The organism is Bacillus sp. AFS073361 (assembly GCF_002567005.1).
Taxonomy (GTDB): Bacteria; Bacillota; Bacilli; order Bacillales; family Cytobacillaceae; genus Neobacillus.
Genome location: NZ_NUZU01000031.1, coordinates 117,903 through 142,771, shown reverse-complemented (window position 1 = coordinate 142,771; position 24,869 = coordinate 117,903). Strand labels below are relative to the sequence as shown.

General features: G+C 36.8%; 22 protein-coding genes, 1 pseudogene and 1 riboswitch. Of the genes and pseudogenes, 16 read left to right on the top strand and 7 right to left on the bottom strand.

The window, feature by feature from the left end; translation table 11 throughout:
- Positions 1–100: 100 nt before the first annotated feature.
- The 3 genes from COJ96_RS15535 (at position 101) to COJ96_RS15525 (ending at position 2,852) form a co-directional block, all read left to right on the top strand.
- The gene (locus COJ96_RS15535; protein WP_098574720.1) at positions 101–370 is read left to right on the top strand and encodes a CD3324 family protein; all 270 of its coding nucleotides are present in this window, start codon (positions 101–103) and stop codon (positions 368–370) included.
- Between the two features lie 100 nt (positions 371–470).
- Positions 471–1,133: a FusB/FusC family EF-G-binding protein gene (locus tag COJ96_RS15530; RefSeq protein WP_098574719.1), complete on the top strand. Its 663-nt coding sequence runs from the start codon at positions 471–473 to the stop codon at positions 1,131–1,133.
- A 477-nt stretch (positions 1,134–1,610) separates the two neighbouring features.
- Positions 1,611–2,852, top strand: coding sequence for a Bcr/CflA family multidrug efflux MFS transporter (locus tag COJ96_RS15525; RefSeq protein ID WP_098574718.1), 1,242 nt, complete (start codon positions 1,611–1,613; stop codon positions 2,850–2,852).
- A gap of 126 nt (positions 2,853–2,978) precedes the next feature.
- Here the strand turns inward: COJ96_RS15525 and COJ96_RS28690 are convergent, their stop codons facing one another.
- Together COJ96_RS28690 and COJ96_RS15520 are read right to left on the bottom strand one after the other, a co-directional pair.
- Entirely contained in the window at positions 2,979–3,152 is a 174-nt protein-coding gene (locus tag COJ96_RS28690) for a hypothetical protein (RefSeq protein ID WP_155928807.1), read from the bottom strand.
- Between the two features lie 81 nt (positions 3,153–3,233).
- Positions 3,234–3,469, bottom strand: a pseudogene (locus COJ96_RS15520) (N-acetyltransferase family protein); the annotation flags it as partial.
- Positions 3,470–3,754: 285 nt separating this feature from the next.
- On the opposite strand from COJ96_RS15520, the gene COJ96_RS29610 reads away from it, so the two are divergent.
- The 6 genes from COJ96_RS29610 to COJ96_RS15495 are packed head-to-tail and all read left to right on the top strand — an operon-like array spanning position 3,755 to position 11,615.
- Complete coding sequence (locus COJ96_RS29610; RefSeq protein ID WP_142333011.1) at positions 3,755–3,844, top strand: potassium-transporting ATPase subunit F; 90 nt, start codon at positions 3,755–3,757, stop codon at positions 3,842–3,844.
- Positions 3,841–5,523 (top strand): potassium-transporting ATPase subunit KdpA, encoded by a 1,683-nt coding sequence (kdpA, locus tag COJ96_RS15515; RefSeq protein WP_098574717.1) that lies wholly within the window; start codon positions 3,841–3,843, stop codon positions 5,521–5,523. The genes COJ96_RS29610 and kdpA overlap by 4 nt, the downstream gene beginning before the upstream one ends.
- A gap of 14 nt (positions 5,524–5,537) precedes the next feature.
- Positions 5,538–7,595, top strand: coding sequence for a potassium-transporting ATPase subunit KdpB (gene kdpB / locus COJ96_RS15510; RefSeq protein WP_098574716.1), 2,058 nt, complete (start codon positions 5,538–5,540; stop codon positions 7,593–7,595).
- 10 nt (positions 7,596–7,605) lie between these two features.
- Complete coding sequence (kdpC, locus tag COJ96_RS15505) at positions 7,606–8,166, top strand: K(+)-transporting ATPase subunit C (protein WP_098574715.1); 561 nt, start codon at positions 7,606–7,608, stop codon at positions 8,164–8,166.
- A gap of 16 nt (positions 8,167–8,182) precedes the next feature.
- Entirely contained in the window at positions 8,183–10,861 is a 2,679-nt protein-coding gene (locus COJ96_RS15500) for a sensor histidine kinase (RefSeq protein WP_098574714.1), read from the top strand.
- A 52-nt stretch (positions 10,862–10,913) separates the two neighbouring features.
- Positions 10,914–11,615, top strand: a complete 702-nt coding sequence (locus tag COJ96_RS15495; protein ID WP_098574713.1) for a response regulator — start codon at positions 10,914–10,916, stop codon at positions 11,613–11,615.
- A 678-nt stretch (positions 11,616–12,293) separates the two neighbouring features.
- Here COJ96_RS15495 and COJ96_RS15490 read toward each other — a convergent pair.
- The gene (locus tag COJ96_RS15490) at positions 12,294–12,434 is read right to left on the bottom strand and encodes a twin-arginine translocase TatA/TatE family subunit (RefSeq protein ID WP_098574712.1); all 141 of its coding nucleotides are present in this window, start codon (positions 12,432–12,434) and stop codon (positions 12,294–12,296) included.
- 186 nt (positions 12,435–12,620) lie between these two features.
- Here COJ96_RS15490 and COJ96_RS15485 point away from each other — a divergent pair, with 186 nt between their 5' ends.
- Positions 12,621–12,989, top strand: a complete 369-nt coding sequence (locus tag COJ96_RS15485) for an ArsR/SmtB family transcription factor (protein ID WP_098574762.1) — start codon at positions 12,621–12,623, stop codon at positions 12,987–12,989.
- A complete protein-coding gene (locus COJ96_RS15480) occupies positions 12,982–15,117 on the top strand; it encodes a heavy metal translocating P-type ATPase (RefSeq protein WP_098574711.1) in 2,136 nt (711 codons plus the stop codon). Before COJ96_RS15485 ends, COJ96_RS15480 begins: the two co-directional genes overlap by 8 nt.
- A 146-nt stretch (positions 15,118–15,263) precedes the next feature.
- Here COJ96_RS15480 and COJ96_RS28685 read toward each other — a convergent pair whose 3' ends face one another.
- Positions 15,264–15,437, bottom strand: coding sequence for a hypothetical protein (locus tag COJ96_RS28685; RefSeq protein WP_155928807.1), 174 nt, complete (start codon positions 15,435–15,437; stop codon positions 15,264–15,266).
- Between the two features lie 417 nt (positions 15,438–15,854).
- On the opposite strand from COJ96_RS28685, the gene COJ96_RS15475 reads away from it, so the two are divergent.
- Positions 15,855–16,214: a hydrolase gene (locus tag COJ96_RS15475; protein ID WP_098574710.1), complete on the top strand. Its 360-nt coding sequence runs from the start codon at positions 15,855–15,857 to the stop codon at positions 16,212–16,214.
- Positions 16,215–16,260: 46 nt separating this feature from the next.
- Here COJ96_RS15475 and COJ96_RS15470 read toward each other — a convergent pair whose 3' ends face one another.
- Positions 16,261–16,389, bottom strand: a complete 129-nt coding sequence (locus COJ96_RS15470; RefSeq protein WP_098574709.1) for a hypothetical protein — start codon at positions 16,387–16,389, stop codon at positions 16,261–16,263.
- A 146-nt stretch (positions 16,390–16,535) separates the two neighbouring features.
- Positions 16,536–16,680: riboswitch (cyclic di-AMP (ydaO/yuaA leader) on the top strand.
- Positions 16,681–16,833: 153 nt separating this feature from the next.
- Between COJ96_RS15470 and COJ96_RS15465 the strand changes: the two genes are divergently transcribed.
- Both COJ96_RS15465 and COJ96_RS15460 read left to right on the top strand, forming a co-directional pair.
- Positions 16,834–18,660, top strand: a complete 1,827-nt coding sequence (locus COJ96_RS15465; protein ID WP_098574708.1) for an APC family permease — start codon at positions 16,834–16,836, stop codon at positions 18,658–18,660.
- Positions 18,661–19,420: 760 nt separating this feature from the next.
- Positions 19,421–20,479 carry a DUF3231 family protein gene (locus tag COJ96_RS15460; RefSeq protein WP_180230132.1) on the top strand — a complete coding sequence of 353 codons (1,059 nt, stop codon included), beginning with the start codon at positions 19,421–19,423 and terminating at the stop codon, positions 20,477–20,479.
- A 120-nt stretch (positions 20,480–20,599) separates the two neighbouring features.
- Here COJ96_RS15460 and COJ96_RS15455 read toward each other — a convergent pair whose 3' ends face one another.
- Together COJ96_RS15455 and COJ96_RS15450 are read right to left on the bottom strand one after the other, a co-directional pair.
- Positions 20,600–21,469, bottom strand: a complete 870-nt coding sequence (locus COJ96_RS15455) for a nuclease-related domain-containing protein (RefSeq protein ID WP_098574707.1) — start codon at positions 21,467–21,469, stop codon at positions 20,600–20,602.
- A gap of 35 nt (positions 21,470–21,504) precedes the next feature.
- Positions 21,505–21,933, bottom strand: a complete 429-nt coding sequence (locus tag COJ96_RS15450; protein ID WP_098574706.1) for a hypothetical protein — start codon at positions 21,931–21,933, stop codon at positions 21,505–21,507.
- A gap of 354 nt (positions 21,934–22,287) precedes the next feature.
- Here COJ96_RS15450 and COJ96_RS15445 point away from each other — a divergent pair, with 354 nt between their 5' ends.
- Positions 22,288–23,202: a proline dehydrogenase family protein gene (locus COJ96_RS15445; RefSeq protein ID WP_098574705.1), complete on the top strand. Its 915-nt coding sequence runs from the start codon at positions 22,288–22,290 to the stop codon at positions 23,200–23,202.
- Between the two features lie 30 nt (positions 23,203–23,232).
- Positions 23,233–24,801: an L-glutamate gamma-semialdehyde dehydrogenase gene (gene pruA, locus COJ96_RS15440; RefSeq protein ID WP_098574704.1), complete on the top strand. Its 1,569-nt coding sequence runs from the start codon at positions 23,233–23,235 to the stop codon at positions 24,799–24,801.
- Positions 24,802–24,869 lie beyond the last annotated feature (68 nt).

Sequence of the window (24,869 nt, the reverse complement as noted above, 5' to 3'; positions counted from 1 at the left end):
TACTTTGCGTGGGGCATAACTAAATTAATATCATATCGCCTATTTCATCACCTGGCTTTGCACCTTATTTAATCGATTCATAAATAAGGAGCTGGGAGTCTTGAAATATGTAAATGCAAGCAACATTTTACCAGATAATCTTATTAAAGAAATTCAAAAATATGTACAAGGGGAAACGATTTATATCCCGAAACCTGAAACGACTTTTCGTAAATGGGGTACCCTTAGCGGTGGTCGAAAGATCCTTGATCAGCGCAATTCTAATATAAAAAGCGCCTTTATGAGCGGAACAAGTATACAGGATTTAGCAGATGAATATTTCCTTTCAATTGAAACCATCAAAAAAATAGTCTACACAAAGCACGGGTGATTTTGTCCGTGCTTTTTTATGTAAAGAATATTTCTAAGTTGAATTTTACATTTTCCCATTCAGCGTTATTCTTTAAAATAAATGGAAGGAGGGGAAACATATGACCGAAAAGTATATTAAAAATGCGGAATTTAATTTTATTCAAAATCAGGTAGCCCTGATTAAAGATAGCTACAAAAAGAATGCGGCCCCAAATGTAATCCAGGCTGTAAAGGATTTAGCAAACATGAAAATCATCGAACTATTTCCAAATGCATCGAACGAGCAAAAGGTGATGTTAGATCTATCTGCGCTTAAAACCGACCAGGAATATGACAAATACATGAAGAAGCTTCAGGACTATCTGTTACCATTTCCAAAGATTTCTGAGGCACAATTGAAAAAAATGTTTCCCAAAAATAAAAAATTAAGGCTTCCTGACCTAGACAAAATGAATCTAGATCAGCTGTCTTATTTAAGTTGGGTAGATATCAGCACAAATAAGAAGTTTATTGTGTTTGAGGTAGAGGAGAAGCTGGTTGGAATAGAATGCAAATATAGCTTGGTTCCTAAGGATAATATCTGTTCCTTCTGTAATCGATTTGGTCAGGTTGCCTTTATCTCCACCGTTACCAAAGCGAAAAAGGCAAAAAACCCTGATTACTATAAAGCGATCGGAAATTATATCTGCTTTGAAAGCTCAGAATGTAACAAGAAAATAACCAATGTCGATTATTTAACCACTTTCTTGAAAGAATCGTTGGGAGAAAAAACTGTCCTGTAAGGAAAAAACTTCCTTTATATTTAAGGGGTTGCACATATCGGTTGTGGGATCAGGTGAAGCAGCCGAGCTGATAGATAGACGGAGAAATTCCGCCTAATTCGTAATTATTAATAAAAAAGACGAAAATAGAAGGAGAAATTCCGCCTATTTTCTCGAAAAATTCAAAAATGGAGGATTTTGCTTTGCATAAGCGGAAATCCTCCCCTTATTTTCCCCGAAACGAGCTCCAATCTGCATTTAACCGGAAAATCTCCGCTTAATTTACTTTTGCTAGTTACTCGATTAAGGACAAAACATCTTAAAATATCTCAAAAACTGAAGAGAACCCACGTTCACCCAAGTCCCGAAAAAATGGAACCGCTTCCCCTAATTATATTTGTTTACGCTTGAGCAAGGTTCAGGTTATAATAAAATTTATTAATTTAGGATATCGAAATAAATGTAAACAATACGATTTATATAGAAAGGCGATGGAAATTGAATAAACTTACTGGAAAGAAACGAATACAGCTTGCCATCCTCTTAGGATCACTTGGACTGTTAGGGCCTTTTACAATTGATACGTATTTACCGTCTTTTCCAACGATTGTAAAAGATTTTGATACGACGGCTTCACTTGTACAAATTAGTTTAACCTCCTGTTTATTAGGCCTCGGACTAGGGCAATTAGTTATTGGTCCAATGAGTGATGTGAAAGGCCGCAGGCAACCCTTGCTCATCTTTATCACCTTGTACTTACTGGCTTCTATCACATGTGCGTTTGCGCCTAATATCTATTTCCTTATCATTGCCCGTCTAGTCCAGGGCTTTGCTGCTGCTGGAGGACTTGTGATTTCAAAAGCGATTGTCAGAGATCTTTTTAGTGGAAAGGAACTGACCAAGTTCTTTACGCTGATGGTGTTAGTGGGGAACCTCGGGCCAATCGTAGCCCCGATTGTTGGAGGCGGAATTCTCACGTTTACCAATTGGCATGGGGTTTTTGTTGCTTTGGCCTGTATTGGTGCAGTGCTGCTTTTCACGGTTACACTCAAATTAGAAGAAACTTTGCCAGATGAAAACCGTGTTCCAAGCAATTTGCCACAAATCATGAGCAACTTCAGTTCATTATTCAGAGATCGAACATTTATGGGATACGCACTCACTCAAGCTTTTACTACGGCAGGTATCTTTGCCTATGTATCTGGCATTCCGTTTGTTTATCAGAATATTTATCAAGTCACACCGCAGCAATTTAGTTTATTATTTGGGACCAATGGAATAGCGTTAATTATTGGAAGTCAGCTGGTTGGCCGCTTTGCAGACATCATTCCGGAGCGGACCTTCTTAAAAATAGGGTTAGTCATCGCTAATATAGCAGGTGCCGTTTTACTCATCGCTTTACTATTAAATGCACCACTTTTCGCCGTTGTCATTCCGATTTTCTTTTTTATATCTTCCATCAGTATGATTGGCACCACGTCATTTACTTTAGCGATTGAAACGCAAGGTCATATCGCGGGAAGTGCCTCTGCCTTATTAGGTGTATTGCCATTTGTACTTGGCTCGTTAAGTGCTCCACTAGTGGGAATAGCAGGGGCGTATACAGGTGTTCCTATGGGTGTCATCATCTTGGGCTCAAGTATTCTGGCTTTCCTTTCCTACTTTGTGTTGGTACGAAAAGCTTCGCTAGGGATCCGACTATCGGGTGACCAGTGCTCAGTAAAGAAACCAAGTATCTAAATATAAATTAAAAGGAGAACACAATTCGTTAATCTGCGAATGTGTTCTCCTTTATTTGTCTACTATTAATCTTAATAAGAACATATAGTTTAGGATTGTTCCTTTCAATATATTTTTATTTTAAGGTTAATCCGTATATCTAACACCTTTTAGCATCATATTGACCTTTGATTTCGTATCTTGGACAATATTTTTTCGAAATTCCTTTGCCTTTTTGAAGGCATCCATCATACCTGATGCTAAAATCTTAATTTCTCTTGTACCAACAGGTTCTTCCAGAAGAAAAATATATTCTTTCATGTATTTCACCTCACAAGTTGTAATTTTAATATAATTATATATAATTTTGTAAGCGATTACCACAATTATTTGTAAACGTTTTTACTTTTTATTATAAAGTTTTTTTATTAAAATGAAGGGACCACAATTTTCGTGTATATGCATTTTTTTAAGTAATTTAAAACCCGCCTTTTTTATTGTACCTGAAGAAACAAAGCCAAAGTTTTTATGCATAGCAATACTTTTTTCATTAGCTGCATCAATTCCAGCAATTAAAGTCATATACTCTCTTTCCTTGGAATAGCGATTAATTCTTTCATTAAAGCAGTTGCAATTCCAATTTCATAAACTGAACAAAACCGCTTTTGTGGTGGCTAGATAGTCGTTAACCCAGTAGAGAATACCCTACTGGTTTTTTTTCATTCATAATAGGTTGCTTGAATAAAAAATTGTGTGAACTTATTAATTTTATTATCAAGTCTTAACAGAATCTTTACACCATCCTCCAGTATTTGAACACTATCTTTATTCCAAATTTAATAAAATCATTTCAAGAAGGAAAATTGATTCATTTTCTGACGATTTAGTGACGTTGAAAAAAATTGGAAAGGAGAGTTGTAAAGGTGAATGCCGTTTTACTTTTCGCTGGAATAGTAGGTCTGTCGTTATTTGTTTACTTGTTGTACGTCTTATTTAAGGGTGAAAATTTATGAACAATATTATTTTACAAGATGCTTTTTTCATTGTTGTTTTAGTCGGATTATCGATTCCAATAGGTGTTTATATTTATAAGGTAATGACTGGTCAAAAAGTATTTTTAACCAAAATTATATCGCCAGTAGAGAAATGTGTTTATAAAATCATCGGTAGTTGTAATGTAGAAGGCATGGGAGCAAAACAATATATAGTTGCTGTTATGACCTTTAGCACAATAGGGCTGATCTTTCTTTGGGGATTACAAATGATTCAAGGTTTCCTTCCTTTAAATCCTGAAGGGATGAAGGGAACAAGTTGGCATCTAGCGTGGAATACAGCAGCAAGTTTTGTTTCTAACACGAATTGGCAAGCCTACTCTGGCGAGAGCACTCTATCTTATTTGACCCAGTCTATTGGACTAACAGTTCAAAATTTTGTTTCAGCGGCAACAGGTATCGCTGTTTTATTCGCACTGATACGAGGTTTTATTCTAAAAAAAGAACAAAAGATCGGTAACTACTGGGTAGATATCACGAGAATAACACTATATGTTTTGATTCCTTTATCGCTAGTTGTGGCACTACTTATTGCTTCACAAGGTGTGGTGCAAACGTTTGACCATTATAAAGTTGTTTCGATGGTGGAGAATGGTGTAAATCAAATTATTCCATTAGGACCTGCTGCAAGTCAGATTGCAATAAAACAACTAGGTACAAACGGTGGTGGATTTTTTGGAATGAACTCAGCTTTTCCATTAGAAAATCCAACATCGTTCTCCGACTTTATTCAAGTGCTTTCTATTTTAATTATCCCAGCTGCACTTTGTGTTTCATTTGGGAAAGCAGTAAATGATAGCAAACAAGGTAGATCACTATACATCACCATGCTGATTCTATTTGTGGTATCAATCGTAGCAGTAACCATGAGTGAGCAATTTGCTGCACCAGCTTTTCCTGGAGTAGCAACTTCAGGAAGTATAGAAGGAAAAGAAGTCATTCATGGTGTAGGTGCTTCAGCCTTATGGGGTACAGCAACAACTGCTGCTTCAAATGGATCTGTGAATGCCATGCATGACAGTTTTACCCCACTTGCTGGCATGGTTCTTATGTTCCTTATGCAATTAGGGGAAATAATCTTTGGTGGTGTAGGAAGCGGGCTTTACGGTATGTTGGCGTTCGTCATGTTGACTGTCTTCATCGCAGGATTGATGGTTGGGCGAACCCCTGAATATTTAGGAAAGAAAATTGAACCGTTTGATATGAAGATGGTTTGTCTAATAGTTCTTACACCACCACTATTAACACTATTAAGTACAGCACTTGCAGTTTCAATGCCTGCTGCTTCGTCATGGCTTAACAATTCTGGAGCACACGGATTTTCAGAAATCCTTTATAATTTTTCTTCGATGGCAAATAACAATGGAAGCGCATTTGGTGGGTTCACTGCCAATACAATTTTCACAAACGTTATTGGTGGAATTGTGATGTTATTGGTTCGCTTTATTCCAATTGGAGCTATTCTTTATCTGGCAGAAAACCTTGCTCGTAAGAAAACAACTGCTGCAAGTGAAGGAACTTTATCAACTGGTAATACGATGTTTGTTGGATTATTAGTCTCAGTCATTCTTTTAATTGGAGCACTCAGTTTCTTACCTGCTTTAGCCTTAGGCCCGATTGCAGATTATTTTACACATTAATTGAGGTGAAAACGATGAATGGAAAGCATATTGACAAGAATATTTTTAATGACGCATTGCGTCAGTCTTTCGTAAAACTATCACCTCGTCTACAGTTAAAAAACCCTGTCATGTTGGTGGTATATATTGGAGCAATCTTTACAACATTTCTATACATTCTCTCTTTCATGGGGATCAAAGATGAGAATTCATGGTACACCTTAGATATTGCGCTTATTTTATGGTTTACAGTTTTATTTGCAAATTTTGCAGAGTCAATTGCAGAAGGCCGTGGCCGTGCGCAAGCGGATAGTCTACGCAGTGCGAAAAAGGAAGTAAAAGCAAAGAAGTTAAAATCAGCTACTAATATCGATGAGTACACTGAAGTATTATCCAACACATTGAAAAAAGGTGATCTTGTATTTGTCAGTGCTGGTAATCAGATTCCAATGGATGGTGAGGTAATTGAAGGAGCAGCTTCCGTTGATGAGAGTGCAATCACTGGAGAGTCTGCACCTGTCATTCGTGAATCTGGTGGAGACAGAAGTGCTGTTACAGGAGGTACAACAGTTGTTTCAGATTGGTTGATCATTCTAGTGACAGCGGAAGCTGGTGAAAGCTTTCTTGATAAAATGATAGCTATGGTGGAAGGTGCATCTAGAAAGAAAACGCCAAATGAAATTGCACTCCAAATTCTTTTGGTTACATTGACGATTATTTTTCTTGTTGTAACAGCTACACTGCTCCCATTTTCGAACTTTGTAAGTAATTTAGCAGGTTCAGGCACTGCAATTTCAATCACAAATGTTATTGCTCTGTTAGTCTGTCTTGCACCTACAACAATCGGCGCCTTACTTTCATCAATAGGTATCGCAGGGATGAGCCGACTCAATCAAGCGAATGTTTTAGCAATGAGTGGGCGTGCGATTGAAGCTGCTGGTGATGTGGATATTCTTTTATTAGATAAAACAGGAACAATTACACTAGGAAATCGTCAAGCAAGCGAGTTTATTCCAGTGGGCAATGTTGAAGAAAGAGAATTGGCTGATGCGGCTCAACTCTCTTCCTTAGCAGATGAGACAGCTGAAGGCAGAAGTATCGTTATTCTCGCAAAAGAAAAGTTTGATATTCGTGGTCGAGATCTTAGTCGATTAAATGCAAACTTCATTGAATTCTCAGCAAAAACAAGAATGAGTGGTGTTGATTTTGTTGGCAATGAAATCCGAAAAGGGGCTGTGGATGCAATTAAAAACTATGTTCTACAAAAGGGTGGGGAATACCCATCTGAATGTGATCAAATTGTCAAACAAGTTGCAGGAGCTGGAGGTACACCGTTGGTTGTTGCTCAAAACGCAAAAGTGTTAGGTGTTATTTACCTAAAAGACATTGTTAAAAACGGTGTAAAGGAACGTTTTGGTGACTTACGTAAAATGGGTATCAAAACCATCATGATCACAGGTGATAACCCGATGACAGCTGCAGCTATTGCTGCAGAAGCTGGTGTAGACGATTTCTTGGCAGAAGCTACACCAGAAGCTAAATTAGCACTGATTAGAGATTACCAAGCAAAGGGACATTTAGTAGCAATGACGGGTGATGGAACTAATGATGCACCTGCATTGGCGCAAGCAGACGTTGCAGTAGCAATGAATACTGGTACACAAGCAGCGAAAGAAGCAGGAAATATGGTTGACTTAGATTCAAGTCCTACGAAGTTGATCGACATAGTAAGAATCGGAAAACAGCTTCTAATGACAAGGGGCTCTTTGACCACATTTAGTGTGGCAAATGATGTGGCAAAATACTTTGCTATTATCCCAGTTCTATTTTTAGGGATATTTCCACAGTTAACCACTCTAAATGTTTTAGGATTTACAAGTACAACAAGCGCGATATTGTCAGCGATCATTTACAATGCGTTAATCATTGTCTTTTTAATCCCATTATCATTAAAAGGTGTTAAATATCGTGAATTGCCAGCTGGAAAGCTACTTAAAAGAAATATTTTGATTTATGGTCTGGGTGGGGTAATTGCGCCTTTCTTGGCAATCAAACTGATAGATATGATTCTGACCATTAGCGGTCTTGTGTGAGGTGGTACTGATGACAAACATATCAAAAATATTTAGACCAGCTTTGTTTATTTTTATGGCATTGACAATTCTTTGTGGGGTTGTGTATACGAGTGTAGTAACTGGAATTGCTCAACTAATATTTCCAAACCAATCAAATGGAAGCATTGTCATGGTTACAGGAAAAGATGGAACAAAGAAAGACGTAGGTTCCGAATTAATTGCACAAAAATTTACTGAACCAAAATATTTAATTGGGAGATCAATGGGTACAACAAATCTTTCTCCTGTTAGCGCTGAACAAGAAAAACTTGTCCAGGAGCGAATTGATTGGTGGCATAAATTTGATCCAAACAACAAATCTGATATCCCGATGGATTTAGTTACAGCTTCAGGTAGTGGAGTCGATCCATATATTTCACCTGAAGCAGCTGAATATCAGGTGTCAAGAATTGCAAAAACACGAGGAATAAGTGAAGATAAAGTTAGAAAAATCATCAATCAATATACTACAGACAGATTTCTCGCATTTATTGGAGAACCTGGAGTAAATGTTTTAAAGGTAAATTTAGCGCTTGATGGTCTACTATAAAGGAAAGTGATTTCGTATGATACAAGAAGATAAACGTCCAAATCCAGATAAGCTTTTAGAAGACATACTTGAACAACAAAAGAAAGTTGGTAAACTAAAAATCTTCTTTGGCTATGCGGCAGGTGTAGGAAAAACCTATTCGATGTTAGACGAGGCAAGAGAACATTTTGGAAATGGTGTTGATGTCATAGTAGGATATGTTGAACCGCATACGAGACCAGAGACTACGCAACTTCTTGAAGGTTTGCCAATGTTACCTTCGAAAAAGATTTCTTATAGAAACATAGAGCTAAAGGAATTTGATTTAGATGCAGCTTTAATCAGGAAGCCTGAACTCATTTTAGTGGATGAGCTTGCTCATACTAATGCTCGTGGTCTTCGTAACAAGAAACGATATCAGGACATTGAGGAACTTTTAAATGCTGGAATAAATGTATATACAACCCTAAATGTCCAACATATAGAAAGCTTGAACGATATTGTTCAAGATATAACAAAGATTACTGTAAGAGAAACTGTACCAGATACCTTTTTTGATCGTGCAGATTCCGTAAAACTAATTGATATTGATCCTGTAGAATTATTAAAACGATTTGAAGAAGGAAAAATATATAGTCCTGACAGAGTTGCAACAGCTATTAATAACTTTTTTACAGTGGAAAATCTTCGACTTTTACGTGAGATAGCCATGCGGAAAGTGGCTGATAGAATCAGCCATGAGAACCTGAATACACGACGTAGTTTCGCTAAAATGGCCAATACAAAACTTCTAGTTTGTATTGGTCCCTCTCCTTCGTCAGCGAAATGCATTAGATGGACTGCGAGGACGGCAGAAGCATTTCATGCACCTTGGGTAGCTGTTTATGTAGAAAATATGGATAGTGGTAGATTTACTGAACAGCAACAAAAAACGCTTAGGATGAATATGGATTTAGCAGAGAAATTAGGTGCTGAAATTGTAACAATTAATGGAGACAATATTGCAACAGCTGTTGCAGAATATGCAAAGCTATCAGGTATCACGAATATTGTGATTGGTAAGAGTCGAAATAAGAAATCATTTAAGAACATCTTTGAAATGGATTTTGAAGACCAGCTTATATCGCTTTTACCAAGTTTGGAGATACATATCATTCCTGATAACATACTCCGACCTTATAGAAAAACGAGAAGATTTCATTTCCGTAGTCAAGTACAATTTTTTTGGAGAGATGCTCTTAAGTCTATTGCATTATTAATGTTAGCAACTATTGTTTCAATTGAACTTCGTGCGCTTGGAATCGGCGAACAAAATGTGATAATGGTTTATATTTTGTCGGTACTCGTTATCTCAAGAATTACAATAGGGTATCTCTATGGTATAGTTTCTTCATTTTTAAGTGTTCTAGCATTTAATTTCTTTTTTACTGTACCCTATTACACATTTAATGCTATTCAAGCAGGATATCCAGTTACCTTTTTCATTATGTTGTTAGTCGCATTGTTTGCAAGTGCTTTGACGGTTCGTATTAAAACACAAGCAAGACTTGCGGTAGAAAGAGAGCGTCGGACAGAGGTTCTTTATGAAATAAACAAAAAGTTGTTAGCTGCCAGAGGGCTTGATAGAATCGTGAATCTGACAAATGAATATGTAGTTAAACTGTTCAATCGAACAGTAATTTTTTACACAGAAGATCCCGAAAACGGGACAATAGGTTACTTGAAGCAATTTTCAGAAGAGATAAAGGACGATATTTTACAATCTGAGAGTGAAAAAGCAGTCGCACATTGGGTATTTGTCAACCACAAACCGGCTGGAGCTGGAACTGACACACTAATGGGAGCAAAAGCTTATTATTTTCCTGTAGTATCACAAAAAAAGATACTTGGTGTAATGGGAATATCCTGTGAAAAAATACTTCTCGATCATGATGATCGTCTTTTCTTACAAATGATTACTGCACAAGTAGCAATGGCCTTAGAACGCCAGTATTTATCAGATGAACAGCACATAATTCTGGTAGAATCTGAAAAAGAGAAAATGAGAAGTAATTTATTGCGTGCAATCTCACATGATTTAAGAACACCCCTAACAGCCATTCTAGGTGCGAGTTCTGCAATTCTCGAAAATCAAGCATCTTTTGATGAGTCTACCAAAAACAATTTGATTGCGAACATAATTGAAGATTCCCAATGGTTAATTCGAATGGTAGAAAACTTGTTGTCTGTAACTCGAATCCATGAAGGAACAATGAATGTTTCCAAATCACCGGAGGCTGTTGAGGAAATTGTTGCAGAAGCAGTAAGTCGAATTAGAAAGAGATTTCCAGAGAGCAATATTTCTGTAAAGGTACCTAACGAACTTTTAATTGTTCCCATGGATGGCACATTAATTGCACAGGTCCTGATTAATCTTCTTGAAAATGCGGTCAAACATTCACAAAACAATGGAGCAATTGATGTAATTGTGAAAAAGAATAAGAATTATGCAGTAATTGAGGTAATTGATAACGGAGAAGGAATTGCTGCTGAAGATTTACCATATTTATTTACAAGTTTTGTACCAAATGGAAAGAAAAGTGCTGATTCATCAAGAGGGATGGGAATAGGTCTTTCCATCTGTATGTCAATTATTAAGGCACATCATGGTAAAATGAGTGCAGAAAATCGAAAGTCAGGTGGCGCAGTATTCCGATTCTCTTTACCACTATCATAATAAGTAAACCAGGTTCAGAATTAACAGGGAAGCTAAAGAAGGGCTGTGTAAAATGGTGTATAAAACTTTGATTTTAATCGTTGAAGATGAAACAGGTATAAGCAATTTTATTTCTGCTATATTAACTTCAAATCATTATCAAATCATAAAAACTAAAAAGGGAAATGAAGCCATTTCAATGATGGCTTCTCATTCGCCTGATTTAATTTTGTTGGATTTAGGATTGCCAGATATTGATGGAATCGAGGTTTTAAAAGCTATTAGACAATGGAGCGAGGTGCCTATTATTGTTGTATCAGCTCGTGGGCATGAACGGGAAAAAGTTGAAGCACTTGACCTAGGTGCGGATGATTATATTACAAAACCATTTGGCACTTCAGAGTTGCTTGCTCGAATTCGAACTGCTATAAGGCGATATAAGAAAGCTATAGAAAGTGAGGATCAAAGTCTCAAAAAGTTTAACGTTGGAGAATTTGAAATCGATTTTGAGAAACGAAAAGTTCTTATCAAAGGGAAGGAAGTTCATTTTACTCCAATTGAATACAAAATCATTACTTTGCTTTCTAAGCATGCTGGCAAAGTGTTAACACATGACTTTATCATTAAAAAAATTTGGGGACCATACACCAATGAAACACAAGCATTACGAGTCAATATGGCAAATATCCGCAGAAAATTAGAATCAAATCCTGCTGAGCCAAAATACATTCTAACTGAAATGGGTGTTGGGTATCGAATGATAGAAAGCATTTAATTTAAAACAAGCATAAAATCGGATATCAAAAAATAAAATAATTGGTAATTTGATAATCTTGTTGGTAATCGGTAAAAAAAGATTCGAACAGAACATACTATACACAAATTGAGTTTGAGTGTGCAAAGTTTTTATGGATTTCTTGCTTTAAGCTCTGCAGTAACATGGGCTCTATCTAGTTTAATTTTCAAAAAAAGTTGCAAGACTATGATTCTATTCAATTTACTACATGGCAAATGGCTGCAGTAGCAATTGGGTTGTTTTTGTATTCTTTTAGTTTTGAACATGGAGAGTCACATTGGAGTCTTATGGCTTTAGTCTATCTTCTATATTTCTGAATTTTAGCCTCTGCATTAGCTTTTGTTATCTGGTCTAATATTCTTTCTAAAATGGAAGCCAGTAAAGCATCCATATCTTTGTTCATTGTACCAGTAGTTGGTACCTTCAGGTTTCCTATTTTTAAAAAAAGATTTGACTACTATTACGTTAATAGGAATCTTTTTGGTACTTGCAGGAGTTTGGCTGGTAAATAGCACAGGTCTTGCACGGTGCCGATTACAAAAGCTCCACTCTTAATAGGTGAAAAAGATAAGTGCTAAAATAGAGACTGGATGTATACGAAGATTTAAAAATAAAGGAGAACATTTCGTAAACCTGCGAATGTGTTCTCCTTTATTTTTATTTTTCTTTATCGTGCTCATCATCCATTATCCCTTTTGTTGATTGTTTAAATTCTTTAAGAGTAGAACCCAAAGGACGACCTAGCTCTGGCAGTTTTTTGGGGCCAAAATCTCTTCGAGAAATATTATTTTTCGACATGTTTTTACCCCCCCTCCTAAAAAGTTTCCTTAAAGCAACTTTATTGTCCTTGTCAATGCTCTTGGTTACGGACATTCATCTTGTCAATACAGAATTTGAAAACATTCAAATAATTATTTGACCATTTAAACCTAATTACATATACTGATAATCAAATAGGCGTTTGAATAAGGAGGCATGGAACTTTTGAAGCACGATGATATATGTGAAGTAACCTGCGTGGATGGAGAAAAAGTAAAACGGGTAAAAGAATCGATTTCCCAACAAAATACAATGGCAGTTTCCCAAATATTTAAAGCATTATCCGATGACACTAGAATTAAGATTGCATATGCCTTAAGTGAGGAAAATGAGTTGTGCGTTTGTGATGTAGCCAATATTGTGGGTAGTACAACCGCAACTGCTTCCCATCATTTACGACTTCTTCGTAATTTAGGTTTAGCGAAATATCGCAAAGAAGGGAAATTAGTCTTCTATTCCTTAGATGATGACCATGTAAGACAGTTGATCCAAATTGCCTTTGAACATCAAAAGGAGGTGGAAAACCATGAGTGAAGCTTTGGAACAATCAAGTGAAAAGACCGTTTACCGAGTGCAGGGATTCTCCTGAGCAGGCTGTGCCACAAAGTTCGAAAAGAACGTGCAACACCTGGATGGTGTTGTTAATGCAAATGTAAATTTCGGTGCCTCAAAATTAACGGTTTATGGAGAAACAACAATTGAAGAGCTAGAAAAAGCAGGAGCTTTTGAAAATATAAAAGTGATTCCTGAAAAGCAAAGATTTGAAGAAAAGAAAGAGCCTTTCCTACAAAAACATTCAATAGTAATCGCCTCATTTGTTTTCTTGCTCATTGGATGGATTTCAGCAGAAATGAATAGTGAGGAAAGTATTTCTTCGATCCTAGCCTATGGAGCTTCCATCCTAATAGGTGGTTATCGCCTTTTCACGACGGGATTAAAAAATTTATTTCGCCTAGAATTTGATATGAGAACCTTGATGACGATAGCCGTTATCGGGGCAGCGATAATCGGAGAGTGGGGAGAAGGGGCGACAGTTGTTATTCTGTTTGCTATCAGTGAGGTTCTAGAGTCTTATTCGATGGATAAGGCGAGACAATCCATTCGATCCTTAATGGATATTGCTCCAAAAGAAGCCTTGCTTCGTAGGGCAAATAAAGAGTTCACTGTAGAAGTGGACGATATTCGAATTGGAGATATTTTGATTGTAAAGCCAGGTCAAAAAATCGCCATGGATGGAACGGTGGTAAAGGGACTATCGTCTGTTAATCAAGCCGCTATTACTGGGGAATCTGTTCCAGTTTCCAAAACAATTGATGATGAAGTATTCGCTGGAACTCTTAACGAAGAGGGACTTCTAGAAGTTAAAGTTACCAAACATGTGGACGATACAACGATCGCTAAGATTATTCATTTAGTCGAGGAAGCTCAAGCTGAAAGAGCTCCATCTCAAGCTTTTGTGGATCGGTTTGCCAAGTATTATACACCTGTTATCATGTTCATTTCGCTATTAGTGGCTGTACTCCCACCACTATTATTTGATCCAGATTGGAGTAAATGGATTTATCAGGGTCTGGCTGTATTAGTGGTTGGGTGTCCTTGTGCACTTGTTATTTCTACACCTGTATCCATTGTTACTGCAATTGGTAATGCGGCACGAAATGGAGTTCTTATCAAAGGTGGGATTCATTTAGAGGAAATGGGAGCAATTAAAGCAATTGCTTTTGATAAAACTGGAACTTTAACGGAAGGAATTCCAGTTGTAACGGATTACCTTCCTCAGACAAATATCGACTCAAATGAACTACTTACCATTATTGGTGCATTAGAAAATGGTTCCCAACATCCATTGGCTTCAGCAATCATGAAAAAAGCGGAGCAGGAAAACTTACTATTTCATGAACTTGCTATTGAAGATTTCTCTTCTATTACAGGAAAAGGAATCCAAGGCAGAGTCAACAAACAAATGTATTATGTAGGAAGTCCTAATTTGTATGATGAACTCTTAACAAATGGAATACCGGCGAATCTTAGGGTGACTATAACTGATCTCCAAAATAAAGGAAAAACTGTGATGGTGGTTGGGACTGATTCAGACATATTAGCCCTGCTCGCTGTGGCGGACGAAGTGAGAGGGAACAGCAGATCAGTTATCCGGAAACTTCACTCATTAGGTATTCAAAAAACAATCATGTTAACGGGTGATAATAAGGGGACAGCAAATGCAATTGGCCAGCAGGTAGGAGTTTCTGATATTCAGGCTGACCTATTACCTCAAGATAAACTTACCTTCATTAAAGAATTAAGAAATAAATACGACCGTGTGGCTATGGTTGGAGACGGTGTAAACGATGCACCAGCATTAGCTGCTTCGACTGTCGGAATTGCTATGGGTGGTGCTGGAACGGATACCGCACTTGAGACAGCTGATATTGCTTTAATGGCGGATGATTTAGGTAAACTCCCATTTACGGTTAAACTAAGTAGAAAAGCCTTATTTATTATTAAACAAAATATTACTTTTTCTGTAGGGATTAAACTTATTGCATTGTTATTAGTTATTCCTGGGTGGTTGACTCTTTGGATTGCCATTTTTGCAGACATGGGAGCAACTCTAATCGTGACGTTAAACAGCTTGAGACTTCTTCGTGTGAAGGATAAATAAATGATTAGAGGATGTTTAGGAAGGTATAAATAAAAAGGAGAACACATTTCGTTAATGAGCGAATGTGTTCTCCTTTATTTGTCTACTATTAATCTTAATAAGAACATATAGTTTAGGATTTTTCCTTTCAATATATTTTTATAAGGTTAATCCGTATATCTAACACCTTTTAGCATCATATTGACCTTTGATTTAGTATCTTGGACAATATTTTTTCGAAATTCTTTTGCCTTTTTGAAGGCATCCATCATTCCTGATGCTAAAATTTTAATTTCTCTCGTACCAACAGGTTCTTCAAGAAGAAAAATATATTCTTTCATGCGGTTTCACCTCACTAGTTGTAATTTTAATATAATTATATATTATTTTGTAAGCGATTACCACAATTATTTGTGAACGTTTTCACTTAATTTTTTAAAGGTTTTTTAGGTTTGCTTAAAGGGAGGAATGGGTAAATTTTCTTCATACTAAACGGTTGTTATTTTCTACTTATTCAACTTCTAAAAATAAAAAAGCGTCTGCAAATTTGCAAACGCTGTAGGAGGTACTTCTTTATGTTTGGTAATAATAATATATGTACTCAGAAAAAGACTGAATGGGACAAGTGCTGATTACAAGTAAAATAGGCTGGAAATGTAGAAAAATATATTCCTATTATTAAGAGGAATCGGTACTCTTAAACGTTTTGGAATTTCAAAGTTGTGGTATACATAAAAAAAGGGATAGGAGATGGTCTTATGAATGAACTAAAACACAGCTATTATATTAACATACAATCTCACGAGATTTTTAGTGAACCGGATGGATCGGAATGGGATTTTAGGATTGAAGCAACGGATAAAGAAGTTGCTGTTCTAGAACGGCTGTTTGATAAAACCGAGGAAACAGATTGGGAAAGTTATTTCCGAGCCCACATTCCTTATCTTGAATATCATCATCAGCCCCAAAATAAAGACTATGATCTACGTATTCTGCTAATCTATACCTTACTACATTATTTGGGTGATGAAGATACTCGCGCACATATACGCGAAATGGGGATATTAAATGGGGAATTTGTAAATGAACAGGGCATACTGGGGTACCGAGAATTTTGATTGATTAAGAAATTAATAACCGCACAAAATGCGGTCTTAAGTGGTGTTACTCAAAATCATTTTCTATAGGATCCGTCAGTTTTTCTTTTATAGGCTCCCCATATTGGAGATTGATTTCTTTCGCTAACTCCTCTAAATATTCATCAGAAAAAAAGGGATTCTTATCTTTATACATGTAATTCCTCCTATGCGATAAGCTAAACTATATATTTCTATAGCATATTTACTTTATTAACATTTCCATTTTTATGGAATTTAATCTATTGGAAAAAAATTCTTTTACATTCGTTGAACATAGGAGTAATATAAACACAGTTTCAAATTTCTAAATCGCTGAAACCATTAGGTACGGGGGAACCATTTTTGCGGGACATTACTTATCCCGCGGGGTGAATCCTTTTAAGGTAGGGCTACTCAAAGGTCCGAATCCGACAGCTAACCTCGTAAGCGTTATATGAGAAGGAAGGTGGAGCTTGTGACACGAGAAAAATGATGTGTCTACAGGTCTATTTACTATGACTTGTAGGCACTTTTTTATTTTTGAAAATATTGCTTTTAGGAAATTACGTTTTTTAGGGCAATATAAAACTAATTAACACAATTGGGTGGTGAGTATTTAATGTTTTCAGCATTAAAAAGGTTTTTAATTGGACGTCCTTTGAAATCCCATGAATTGGGAGAACAGAAACTTAATAAAACCAAAGCCTTAGCAATCCTTTCGTCTGATGCGCTATCTTCGGTAGCATACGGGCCAGAACAAATTTTGATCGTATTAATTACGGTGAGTTCAGCTGCATTTTGGTATTCCATTCCTATCGCAGTTGGTGTATTAATTCTTTTAACAGCCCTTATACTGTCTTATCGGCAAATCATCTTTGCTTATCCTCATGGGGGTGGAGCTTATGTAGTTTCCAAGAGCAATCTAGGTGTAAATTCAGGTTTGATAGCTGGCGGCTCACTATTGGTCGACTACATACTAACTGTCGCTGTAAGTGTGTCTGCTGGGACTGATGCTATAACATCTGCCTTCCCTACATTACATCAATATAATGTCGGAATTGCCATTGTATTTGTCATTTTTATAACCCTTTTAAATTTACGAGGAGTAACTGAGTCTGCTTCAATATTAGCCTACCCCGTTTACTTATTCGTTGTAGCATTGTTTATATTAATTGGAGTGGGTTTGTATCATATTGTAACTGGAGGGGTTTCACCTCAATTACATACACCTATCGGTACACCTGTAGCGGGAATTAGTCTATTTATACTTTTAAGAGCGTTCGCTTCAGGAAGTTCCGCCCTAACAGGGGTTGAAGCCATTTCGAATGCAATCCCTAATTTTAAAGACCCTGCACCAAAAAATGCTGCTAAAACATTAATGGCAATGGGAGCCTTGCTTGCCGTATTATTTTCAGGAATTGTATTTTTAGCTTATTATTATGGGATTTCTCCAAAAGCAGAAGTAACCGTTGTTTCTCAAATTGCTGAAGAAACTTTCGGGAGGAATTTTATTTATTTCTTTATTCAAGGAACTACAGCATTGATCTTAATCCTCGCTGCGAACACTGGATATTCAGCTTTCCCGTTGTTGGCAGTTAATCTGGCTAAGGATAAGTTTATTCCAAGAATGTTTCTTATTAGAGGGGACAGATTAGGATATTCAAATGGGATCATCATACTTGGAGTTGCTTCTATTATTCTCATCCTTGCTTTTCAAGCTGAAACAGAGTCACTTATCCCGCTTTATGCAATTGGGGTGTTTCTTCCATTTACTTTGTCTCAGTCAGGCATGATGGTTAAATGGCTGAGAGAAAAGCCACAAGGATGGGTTCCAAAATTCATTATCAATACAACAGGTGCCCTCATTAGTCTTGTCGTCACATTAATGTTCTTGATCACAAAATTCTCACAGGTTTGGTCAATTTTAATTTTTCTACCGATTATTGTCTACCTCTTTCATCGAATAAGAAAGCATTATGATGCCGTTGGTGACCAACTTAGGCTCACTACTTGTGAACCTCTGATGCCTATTGAAGGAAATGTACTAATCGTTCCTGTTGCCGGCATGACCAATGTAGTAGCAAATTCGATAAACTATGCTAAATCTCTTTCTCAAGATCAAATTATTGCCGTATATGTTTCCTTTGAAAGAGACGACGAAAAAAACTTTGAAGAAAAGTGGAAGAAGTGGCAGCCGGATGTAAGACTGGTGACGCTCCACTCACATTATAGAAGTATCATTAATCCGCTTACCAAATTTGTTGATACGATTGAACATAAAGCGAGTGAAGCGAACTATCGAGTCACCGTCATCATTCCGCAATTTATCCCAAAGAAGGGATGGCACAACATTCTTCATAATCAATCGAGTTTACTGATTCGTGCCTATTTACTGTTTCGGAAAAACGTGATTATCACGACCGTTCCTTACCATTTAAAAAAATAAGAATATACATCGTTTTTTCAGGGCTCTTAAAAAGGCTTGCCATTTCGCTGTTACACGGTGTAATAGCGAAACGGAGCCCAATAGGGAAAAACAGGTACAGCTCCGGGGCTTATATAATATTTGGTATGTCCAATTAGATAGTAATTATGAGGAGGGCTCCCCATAATAGGCAGACCCCATTCCCCAAAAAGGGGAGGAGGAAAGCCTTGATAGATGGGACTATCCATTCCGGTTATAACAACAGGCATTCAATCACTACTTTCTGCGGATTTATAGATACTTTATGTCTATAAAATATCTCAGGTGATTGTTTTTTTGAATTCCTAGATAGGAATAAATATAAGGACTTTACGGTAACTTCATTCTTTTGAATATATGAAAAAAACATATCAGACAAATTTCAGAGATGCTTTCATTATGAACATGATAAATAATTTTGTTCAATAATTTATCCCTAAGAAAGGTTGGCACAATATTCTTCATAATCAATCGAGTTTACTGATTGGTGCTCACTTGCTGTTTCAGAAAAACGTGATTATCATGACGGTCCCTTACCATTTAAAGAAATAAGAATATATACCGTTTTTTCAGGTAGCTCTATCTAAAGTAGAGCTGCCTTTTATTTATATTTTTAACCCTGGCTTTTTTTGCAATACGGCAATGATTCTCAGAAAATGTTTGATTTGAGGGGGATGTTTGTTGGAATTAAATTCTATTTCAATGGAAAAGATAAGCAAAATGCGGGAAAAGGAGATTAGTTATGACCACGGATAAACACTTAAATCCCATGAATGTGATGAAACCATTGAATAGAAATCCAAAAACAGGAAATGAGACCCAGCCTTTTACGTCATTTGAAATAGGTAAACTCTGGGCCACCTATATGGGAAACAGCATGTCCATTCAAATTTTAAGTTATTTTCTTCAACATTGTGAGGAAGAAGATATTAGGATGCTTTTAGAAAATGGCTTAGCTTTATCCAAGGATTTCATTCAGAGGACCGAAGAGTTTTTTAAAAAGGAGAATTTTCCTATCCCAATTGGATTTACAAAAGATGATGTCAATCTTGGAGCCCCTCGTTTATACAAGGATGAATTTTATGTTCACTATTTAAAATATGCTGCAAAGGCAGGCATGAGCCTTTACGCCGTAGCAGTTCCATTGATTTTGAGGGAGGACGTACGAGAGTTCTTTATTTATTGTAATCAATGCACGACTGTCCTATTAGGGCAAATTAATAATGTTTTAATGGAAAATAAATTTATTGCCAAACCTCCCACCATCCCGACACCAGATGGAATTGAAAAAATTGATAAACAAAGTTTCTTAAATGGTTTTTTTGGAGATGTCCGGCCATTACATGCATTAGAAATCATTCATCTTTGGGATAATATCGAGAATAATGCTACAAGTATGGCCTTATTATTGGGCTTTCATCAAACCGTTCAAGATGACAAGATAAGGGCATTGTTTAAAAGAGGTCTAGAAATGACGGATAAAGCTGTAAAACAGTATAAGGAAAAACTTCACGTTGAAAGTATCCATTCACCTGACTACCTACTCCATTTAGTTACAACATCTACCTATCCACCTTTTTCAGATAAAATCATGTTGTTTCATAAAGTGGATATGTTCGCTATGAAGGTAAGGTCATTTGGAAACTCATTGGCTGTAACTGCAAGAAGAGATATCGATATGTTGTATATTAGGACTCTTATCAACATTGGGGCATTTGTTGATGATGGTATGAATATCTTGATTCAAAAAGAGTGGTTGGAATCACCCCCGAAAGCATTTGAACGGGCTTTGGAGGAATGAAATACATTGATCATGAACAGGAAGCCTGAAAATATTAAAACGCTATTTCATCGATATTTGATTGTAAAGGAGAACACTTTTCGTTTAGAAGCGAAGGTGTTCTCCTTTTTTACGGGCATCTCAATGGTAATTCGCGTTTTCGATCAGATGCTTGATCGTATTAAGCTGAAAAGCACCATAAATTCTATTTTTGGACGTAAGCTCATTGATAAAAAACTGATGTAACTGCTCTTTGTTGGCCACCCGATGTACTATGCTGTTATCCGACCAATCGTGAAGCTCTTTTACATCGTAATTAAAGAATACAAGGGTGTTAATCCATGAGGTTATATCTTGACTTTCCAAATAATTGGATAAGATGAAGGCCGTCTGTTGAACCTGGCTGATTGGATTTTCACACGTTTTTACCGTTAATTCTCCTGACACCGATTTTCCGAAAATCAGTGTTTCCTCTTTCTCACTATCTATTATATCTGATAAAAAAGAAAATCTCTGGCTGTTATTTCTTGTTAATCCCAGAACAATGTGACCTTTCCAGTATTTGGTTTCTATAACATAGATACCAGTTGATAATAAGACAAGGTGATCAATCTGCCTAGTATTACCGTTTCCATCGGGTATATAAATGTTCGGCATGATAATCATTTCATCTGGTGGAAGGATTTTTTTTCGAATTAAATCGGATTTGAAATTTTCTAGTATCTGATGGGTGACGATTTCTCCTTGGTTATTATAATTTTTCCGTATTTCTTCATTTTCGATCACAAGTTTCTCAATTTCACGTTGGTAAGCTTCGCTCATACTCATAATCTTCTCATCGTACTTCGTTGCTGCCGTTTCCATCGAGGCTCTTTGAATTTCTTTGAGAGCCTCTAGCTCTTGGAAATGGTCGTTTCTCATTTCTTTTTGTTTAGCCTTTTCCTTTTTTACGATATAAGTTAACCATGCGACAGAGGCAGCTAGTAACGTGGAAATAATTAACCAAATCATTGATTTTCTCCTTATTTATCAGATCATATATTTTATTAGTAGCTTTTTATCAGCATTTTGTCTAATTGACGGACTTTATCATAGGAATTTAATAGTCTATCAGGAACCAAAGTCCTGCCATATTCCCAAGCATTCGTTTCTATTAATGTTAGAAGCTGTGCTTTTTCATCATCCTCGCCATATTTAATGATCCTTAAATCATGTTTGTTTTTCTTAAAATCCAAATAATAACCGAGCTGATGATATAGGATAATTTTAACACAATCTTCGTCTGTTTCTTTAATTTTAAAGTTAATATTTGCTATATATCCATTAATTTTTAAATAGTTAAATTTAATCATATTAGTAGAAACGTTAAAACTCATCGGGGCGGGCAGGGTATTGCTAATTTCATACTCAATCGTTAATTTATGCACTAGCAATGTATGTTCAATGATTTTCTCAATATCTCGTATATAAAGCATCGTATCTGAACACGTCCTTTCCAACTCTTTACTTTTTATTTTTAAGAAATGCAAGTGGAAAGTAAATCCATCAATTTTCCTTTAGACTTTTTTCCTATCGCATTTTTCAAAGAAAACCTCCAGTAAATTAGTAGTAAGTTTTATAGATTGTTATTAATAGAGAAAAACTATGTCTGATTTTCTTACAATGTTGTTCAAAAAATGTTAAACAACGCGTATATTCGGATTAATAAGTTAACAACTTTGTTTAAATTGTAAAAAAATATAGACACTTTTGTACAAAGTGTTATAAGATTGTGTTAAGGAATTTCATGATAAACATTTTTGTTCATTCTGTGAAGGAGGTTTGAAGCAATGGAATTATTAATGAGAAATATGTTTCAATCACTTGGGAAGAATACATCAGCTAACAAACTAGCAAAAAAATACGGTTTGCGCTTTGGAGCAGGGCGATTTGTAGCGGGGGAAACGATCCAAACTGCCATCGATTCCGTGAAAAGGTTAAATCGTGATGGGGAAATGGTTACTTTAGACCATCTTGGGGAATTTGTTTATACAGAAGAAGAGGCGCAGGAATCAACGGCCATGTGCATTCAAACCCTCGATGCGATTGCAGAAGCAGGGGTCAAGTCCAATCTTTCACTTAAAATGACATCGCTTGGCCTTGATATTAGCAGAGAGTTATGTATGAAGAATATGCGTAAAATTCTTAATAGGGCAAAGCTACATCAAAATTTTGTCAGAATCGATATGGAAGATTTTGATCATTGTCAAATTTCCTTGGATATTTATAAAGAGCTTCGGAAGGAATATGACAATGTCGGACTTGTTATTCAAGCCTACCTTTTTAGAACAGAACAGGATATTGCCGACTTAAATCAACTGAACGCAAACTTGCGTCTCGTAAAAGGGGCATATAAAGAGTCTCCAACGGTTGCTTTTCCAGAGAAGAAAGATGTCGATGAGAATTTTAAAAAGATTATTAAGCAACATCTATTAAATGGCAACTATACAGCGGTAGCAACACATGATGAAGCAATGATTGAATATACAAAAACGTTAGTCAGTGAATACCGAATAGCTAAAGACCAATTCGAGTTCCAAATGCTTTATGGAATTTGCGAGGATATTCAAGCTAAGCTTGTAAAAGAAGGGTTTAATGTCCGAGTTTATGTCCCTTACGGAGTAGACTGGTTTGGTTATTTTATGAGAAGGTTGGCAGAAAGACCCGCCAATGTATGGTTTGTTCTCAAAAATCTATTAAAATAACAATTTTACATAAAAAGGAGTCGAAAAATTATGACAACTGTAACAAAACATGCACCATTTAAAAATGAGCCTTTTACGAATTTTTCTCTCGAGGAAAATAAGCAATTAATGTATGCAGCCCTTGCGAAAGTGAAAACAGAACTAGGCAGGAAATACCCGCTGGTAATCGGCAATGAAAAGCTAGTTACTGAGGAACAAACCATTTCTACTAATCCAGGAAATGTGGATGAAGTCATCGGGTCGGTAAGCAAAGGGAATAAAGAATTAGCTGAAAAAGCGATGCAGGAAGCGTTGAAAACCTTTGAAACTTGGAAAAAGGTAGCTCCCGCAGATCGTGCGGAATATCTATTCAAAGCCGCAGCTTTAATGAGACAGCGCAAGCATGAGTTTTCTTCGTACCTTGTCCTTGAATCAGGGAAGAACTGGGCTGAAGCAGACGCTGATACAGCCGAAGCCATCGATTTTATGGAATTCTATGCAAGAGAAATGCTTCGCCTAAGTGAGACAAGCATTCATCAACCGCTTGTGAACATCGAAGGAGAAGACAATCAAATTTCGTATATTCCACTCGGTGTTGGGATTGTTATTTCTCCGTTTAACTTCCCATTGGCGATTATGGCAGGAACCACTGTCGCAGCCATTGTCTCAGGAAATACGGTGATTTTGAAACCAGCGGATGCTACTCCTGTGGTTGCAGCCAAATTTGTGGAATTAATGGAAGAGGTTGGTCTTCCTTCAGGCGTGCTCAACTATTTGCCAGGTGATGGAATTGATGTAGGTGAGTATTTGGTTGAGCATCCAAGCACTCGATTTATCTCCTTTACAGGTTCACGGGCGGTAGGCTGCCGAATTTATGAAAGGGCGTCTAAGGTTCAGCCAGGGCAATTGTGGTTAAAGCGTGTCATTGCTGAGATGGGCGGCAAAGATGGAGTTGTTGTTGATGAAACAGCCGACTTAGATGCAGCAGCAGCGGCGATTGTCGCTTCCGCTTTTGGCTTCCAAGGACAAAAATGTTCCGCTGGTTCTCGAGCGATTATTGTCGAATCCGTTTATGAGGAAGTGGTTGAGAAAGTAACAGAGTTAACGAAGAATCTAACGGTGGGCCTTCCTGAAGAGAACTTTGCAGTTGGACCAGTAATCGACCAAAAATCAGTAGATAAAATTATGAGCTATATCGAAATTGGTAAAACAGAAGGCCGATTGCTTACAGGCGGCTCTAGAGCAGAGGGGAACGGCTTCTACATTGAACCAACCGTTATTGCGGATGTTCAGCCAAAAGCCCGGATCATGCAGGAGGAAATCTTTGGTCCTGTCCTTGCCCTTACGAAAGCAGCCGACTGGCAGGAAGCGATTGAGATCTATAATGATACCGATTATGGATTAACAGGTGCTTATCACTCGCAAAATGAGGGACGAATTCAGTATGCCCTTGAAAACATGCATTGTGGAAATCTTTACATTAATAAAAAGTGTACGGGTGCATTAGTTGGTGCCCATCCATTTGGCGGATTCAACATGTCAGGGACTGATTCAAAAGCTGGTGGATTCGATTACCTGTTATTATTTACTCAAGCTAAACTAAAATCTAGAAAACTTTAATAATTGTAGAAACGGGGAACCCTCCTCATCAAGAGGGGGGAACTCTTCCAAAACCAATCGTGTTTAAA

What these genes read in the sequence shown, in the direction of transcription:
- COJ96_RS15530 (WP_098574719.1), top strand. Translation starts at nt 471, where the DNA reads ATGACCGAAAAGTATATTAAAAATGCGGAATTTAATTTTATTCAAAAT.
- COJ96_RS28690 (WP_155928807.1), bottom strand. Translation starts at nt 3,152, where the DNA reads ATGAAAGAATATATTTTTCTTCTGGAAGAACCTGTTGGTACAAGAGAA.
- kdpA (WP_098574717.1), top strand. Translation starts at nt 3,841, where the DNA reads ATGAACAATATTATTTTACAAGATGCTTTTTTCATTGTTGTTTTAGTC.
- kdpB (WP_098574716.1), top strand. Translation starts at nt 5,538, where the DNA reads ATGAATGGAAAGCATATTGACAAGAATATTTTTAATGACGCATTGCGT.
- kdpC (WP_098574715.1), top strand. Translation starts at nt 7,606, where the DNA reads ATGACAAACATATCAAAAATATTTAGACCAGCTTTGTTTATTTTTATG.
- COJ96_RS15500 (WP_098574714.1), top strand. Translation starts at nt 8,183, where the DNA reads ATGATACAAGAAGATAAACGTCCAAATCCAGATAAGCTTTTAGAAGAC.
- COJ96_RS15495 (WP_098574713.1), top strand. Translation starts at nt 10,914, where the DNA reads ATGGTGTATAAAACTTTGATTTTAATCGTTGAAGATGAAACAGGTATA.
- COJ96_RS15490 (WP_098574712.1), bottom strand. Translation starts at nt 12,434, where the DNA reads ATGTCGAAAAATAATATTTCTCGAAGAGATTTTGGCCCCAAAAAACTG.
- COJ96_RS28685 (WP_155928807.1), bottom strand. Translation starts at nt 15,437, where the DNA reads ATGAAAGAATATATTTTTCTTCTTGAAGAACCTGTTGGTACGAGAGAA.
- COJ96_RS15475 (WP_098574710.1), top strand. Translation starts at nt 15,855, where the DNA reads ATGAATGAACTAAAACACAGCTATTATATTAACATACAATCTCACGAG.
- COJ96_RS15470 (WP_098574709.1), bottom strand. Translation starts at nt 16,389, where the DNA reads ATGTATAAAGATAAGAATCCCTTTTTTTCTGATGAATATTTAGAGGAG.
- COJ96_RS15465 (WP_098574708.1), top strand. Translation starts at nt 16,834, where the DNA reads ATGTTTTCAGCATTAAAAAGGTTTTTAATTGGACGTCCTTTGAAATCC.
- COJ96_RS15460 (WP_180230132.1), top strand. Translation starts at nt 19,421, where the DNA reads ATGACCACGGATAAACACTTAAATCCCATGAATGTGATGAAACCATTG.
- COJ96_RS15455 (WP_098574707.1), bottom strand. Translation starts at nt 21,469, where the DNA reads ATGATTTGGTTAATTATTTCCACGTTACTAGCTGCCTCTGTCGCATGG.
- COJ96_RS15450 (WP_098574706.1), bottom strand. Translation starts at nt 21,933, where the DNA reads ATGCTTTATATACGAGATATTGAGAAAATCATTGAACATACATTGCTA.
- COJ96_RS15445 (WP_098574705.1), top strand. Translation starts at nt 22,288, where the DNA reads ATGGAATTATTAATGAGAAATATGTTTCAATCACTTGGGAAGAATACA.
- pruA (WP_098574704.1), top strand. Translation starts at nt 23,233, where the DNA reads ATGACAACTGTAACAAAACATGCACCATTTAAAAATGAGCCTTTTACG.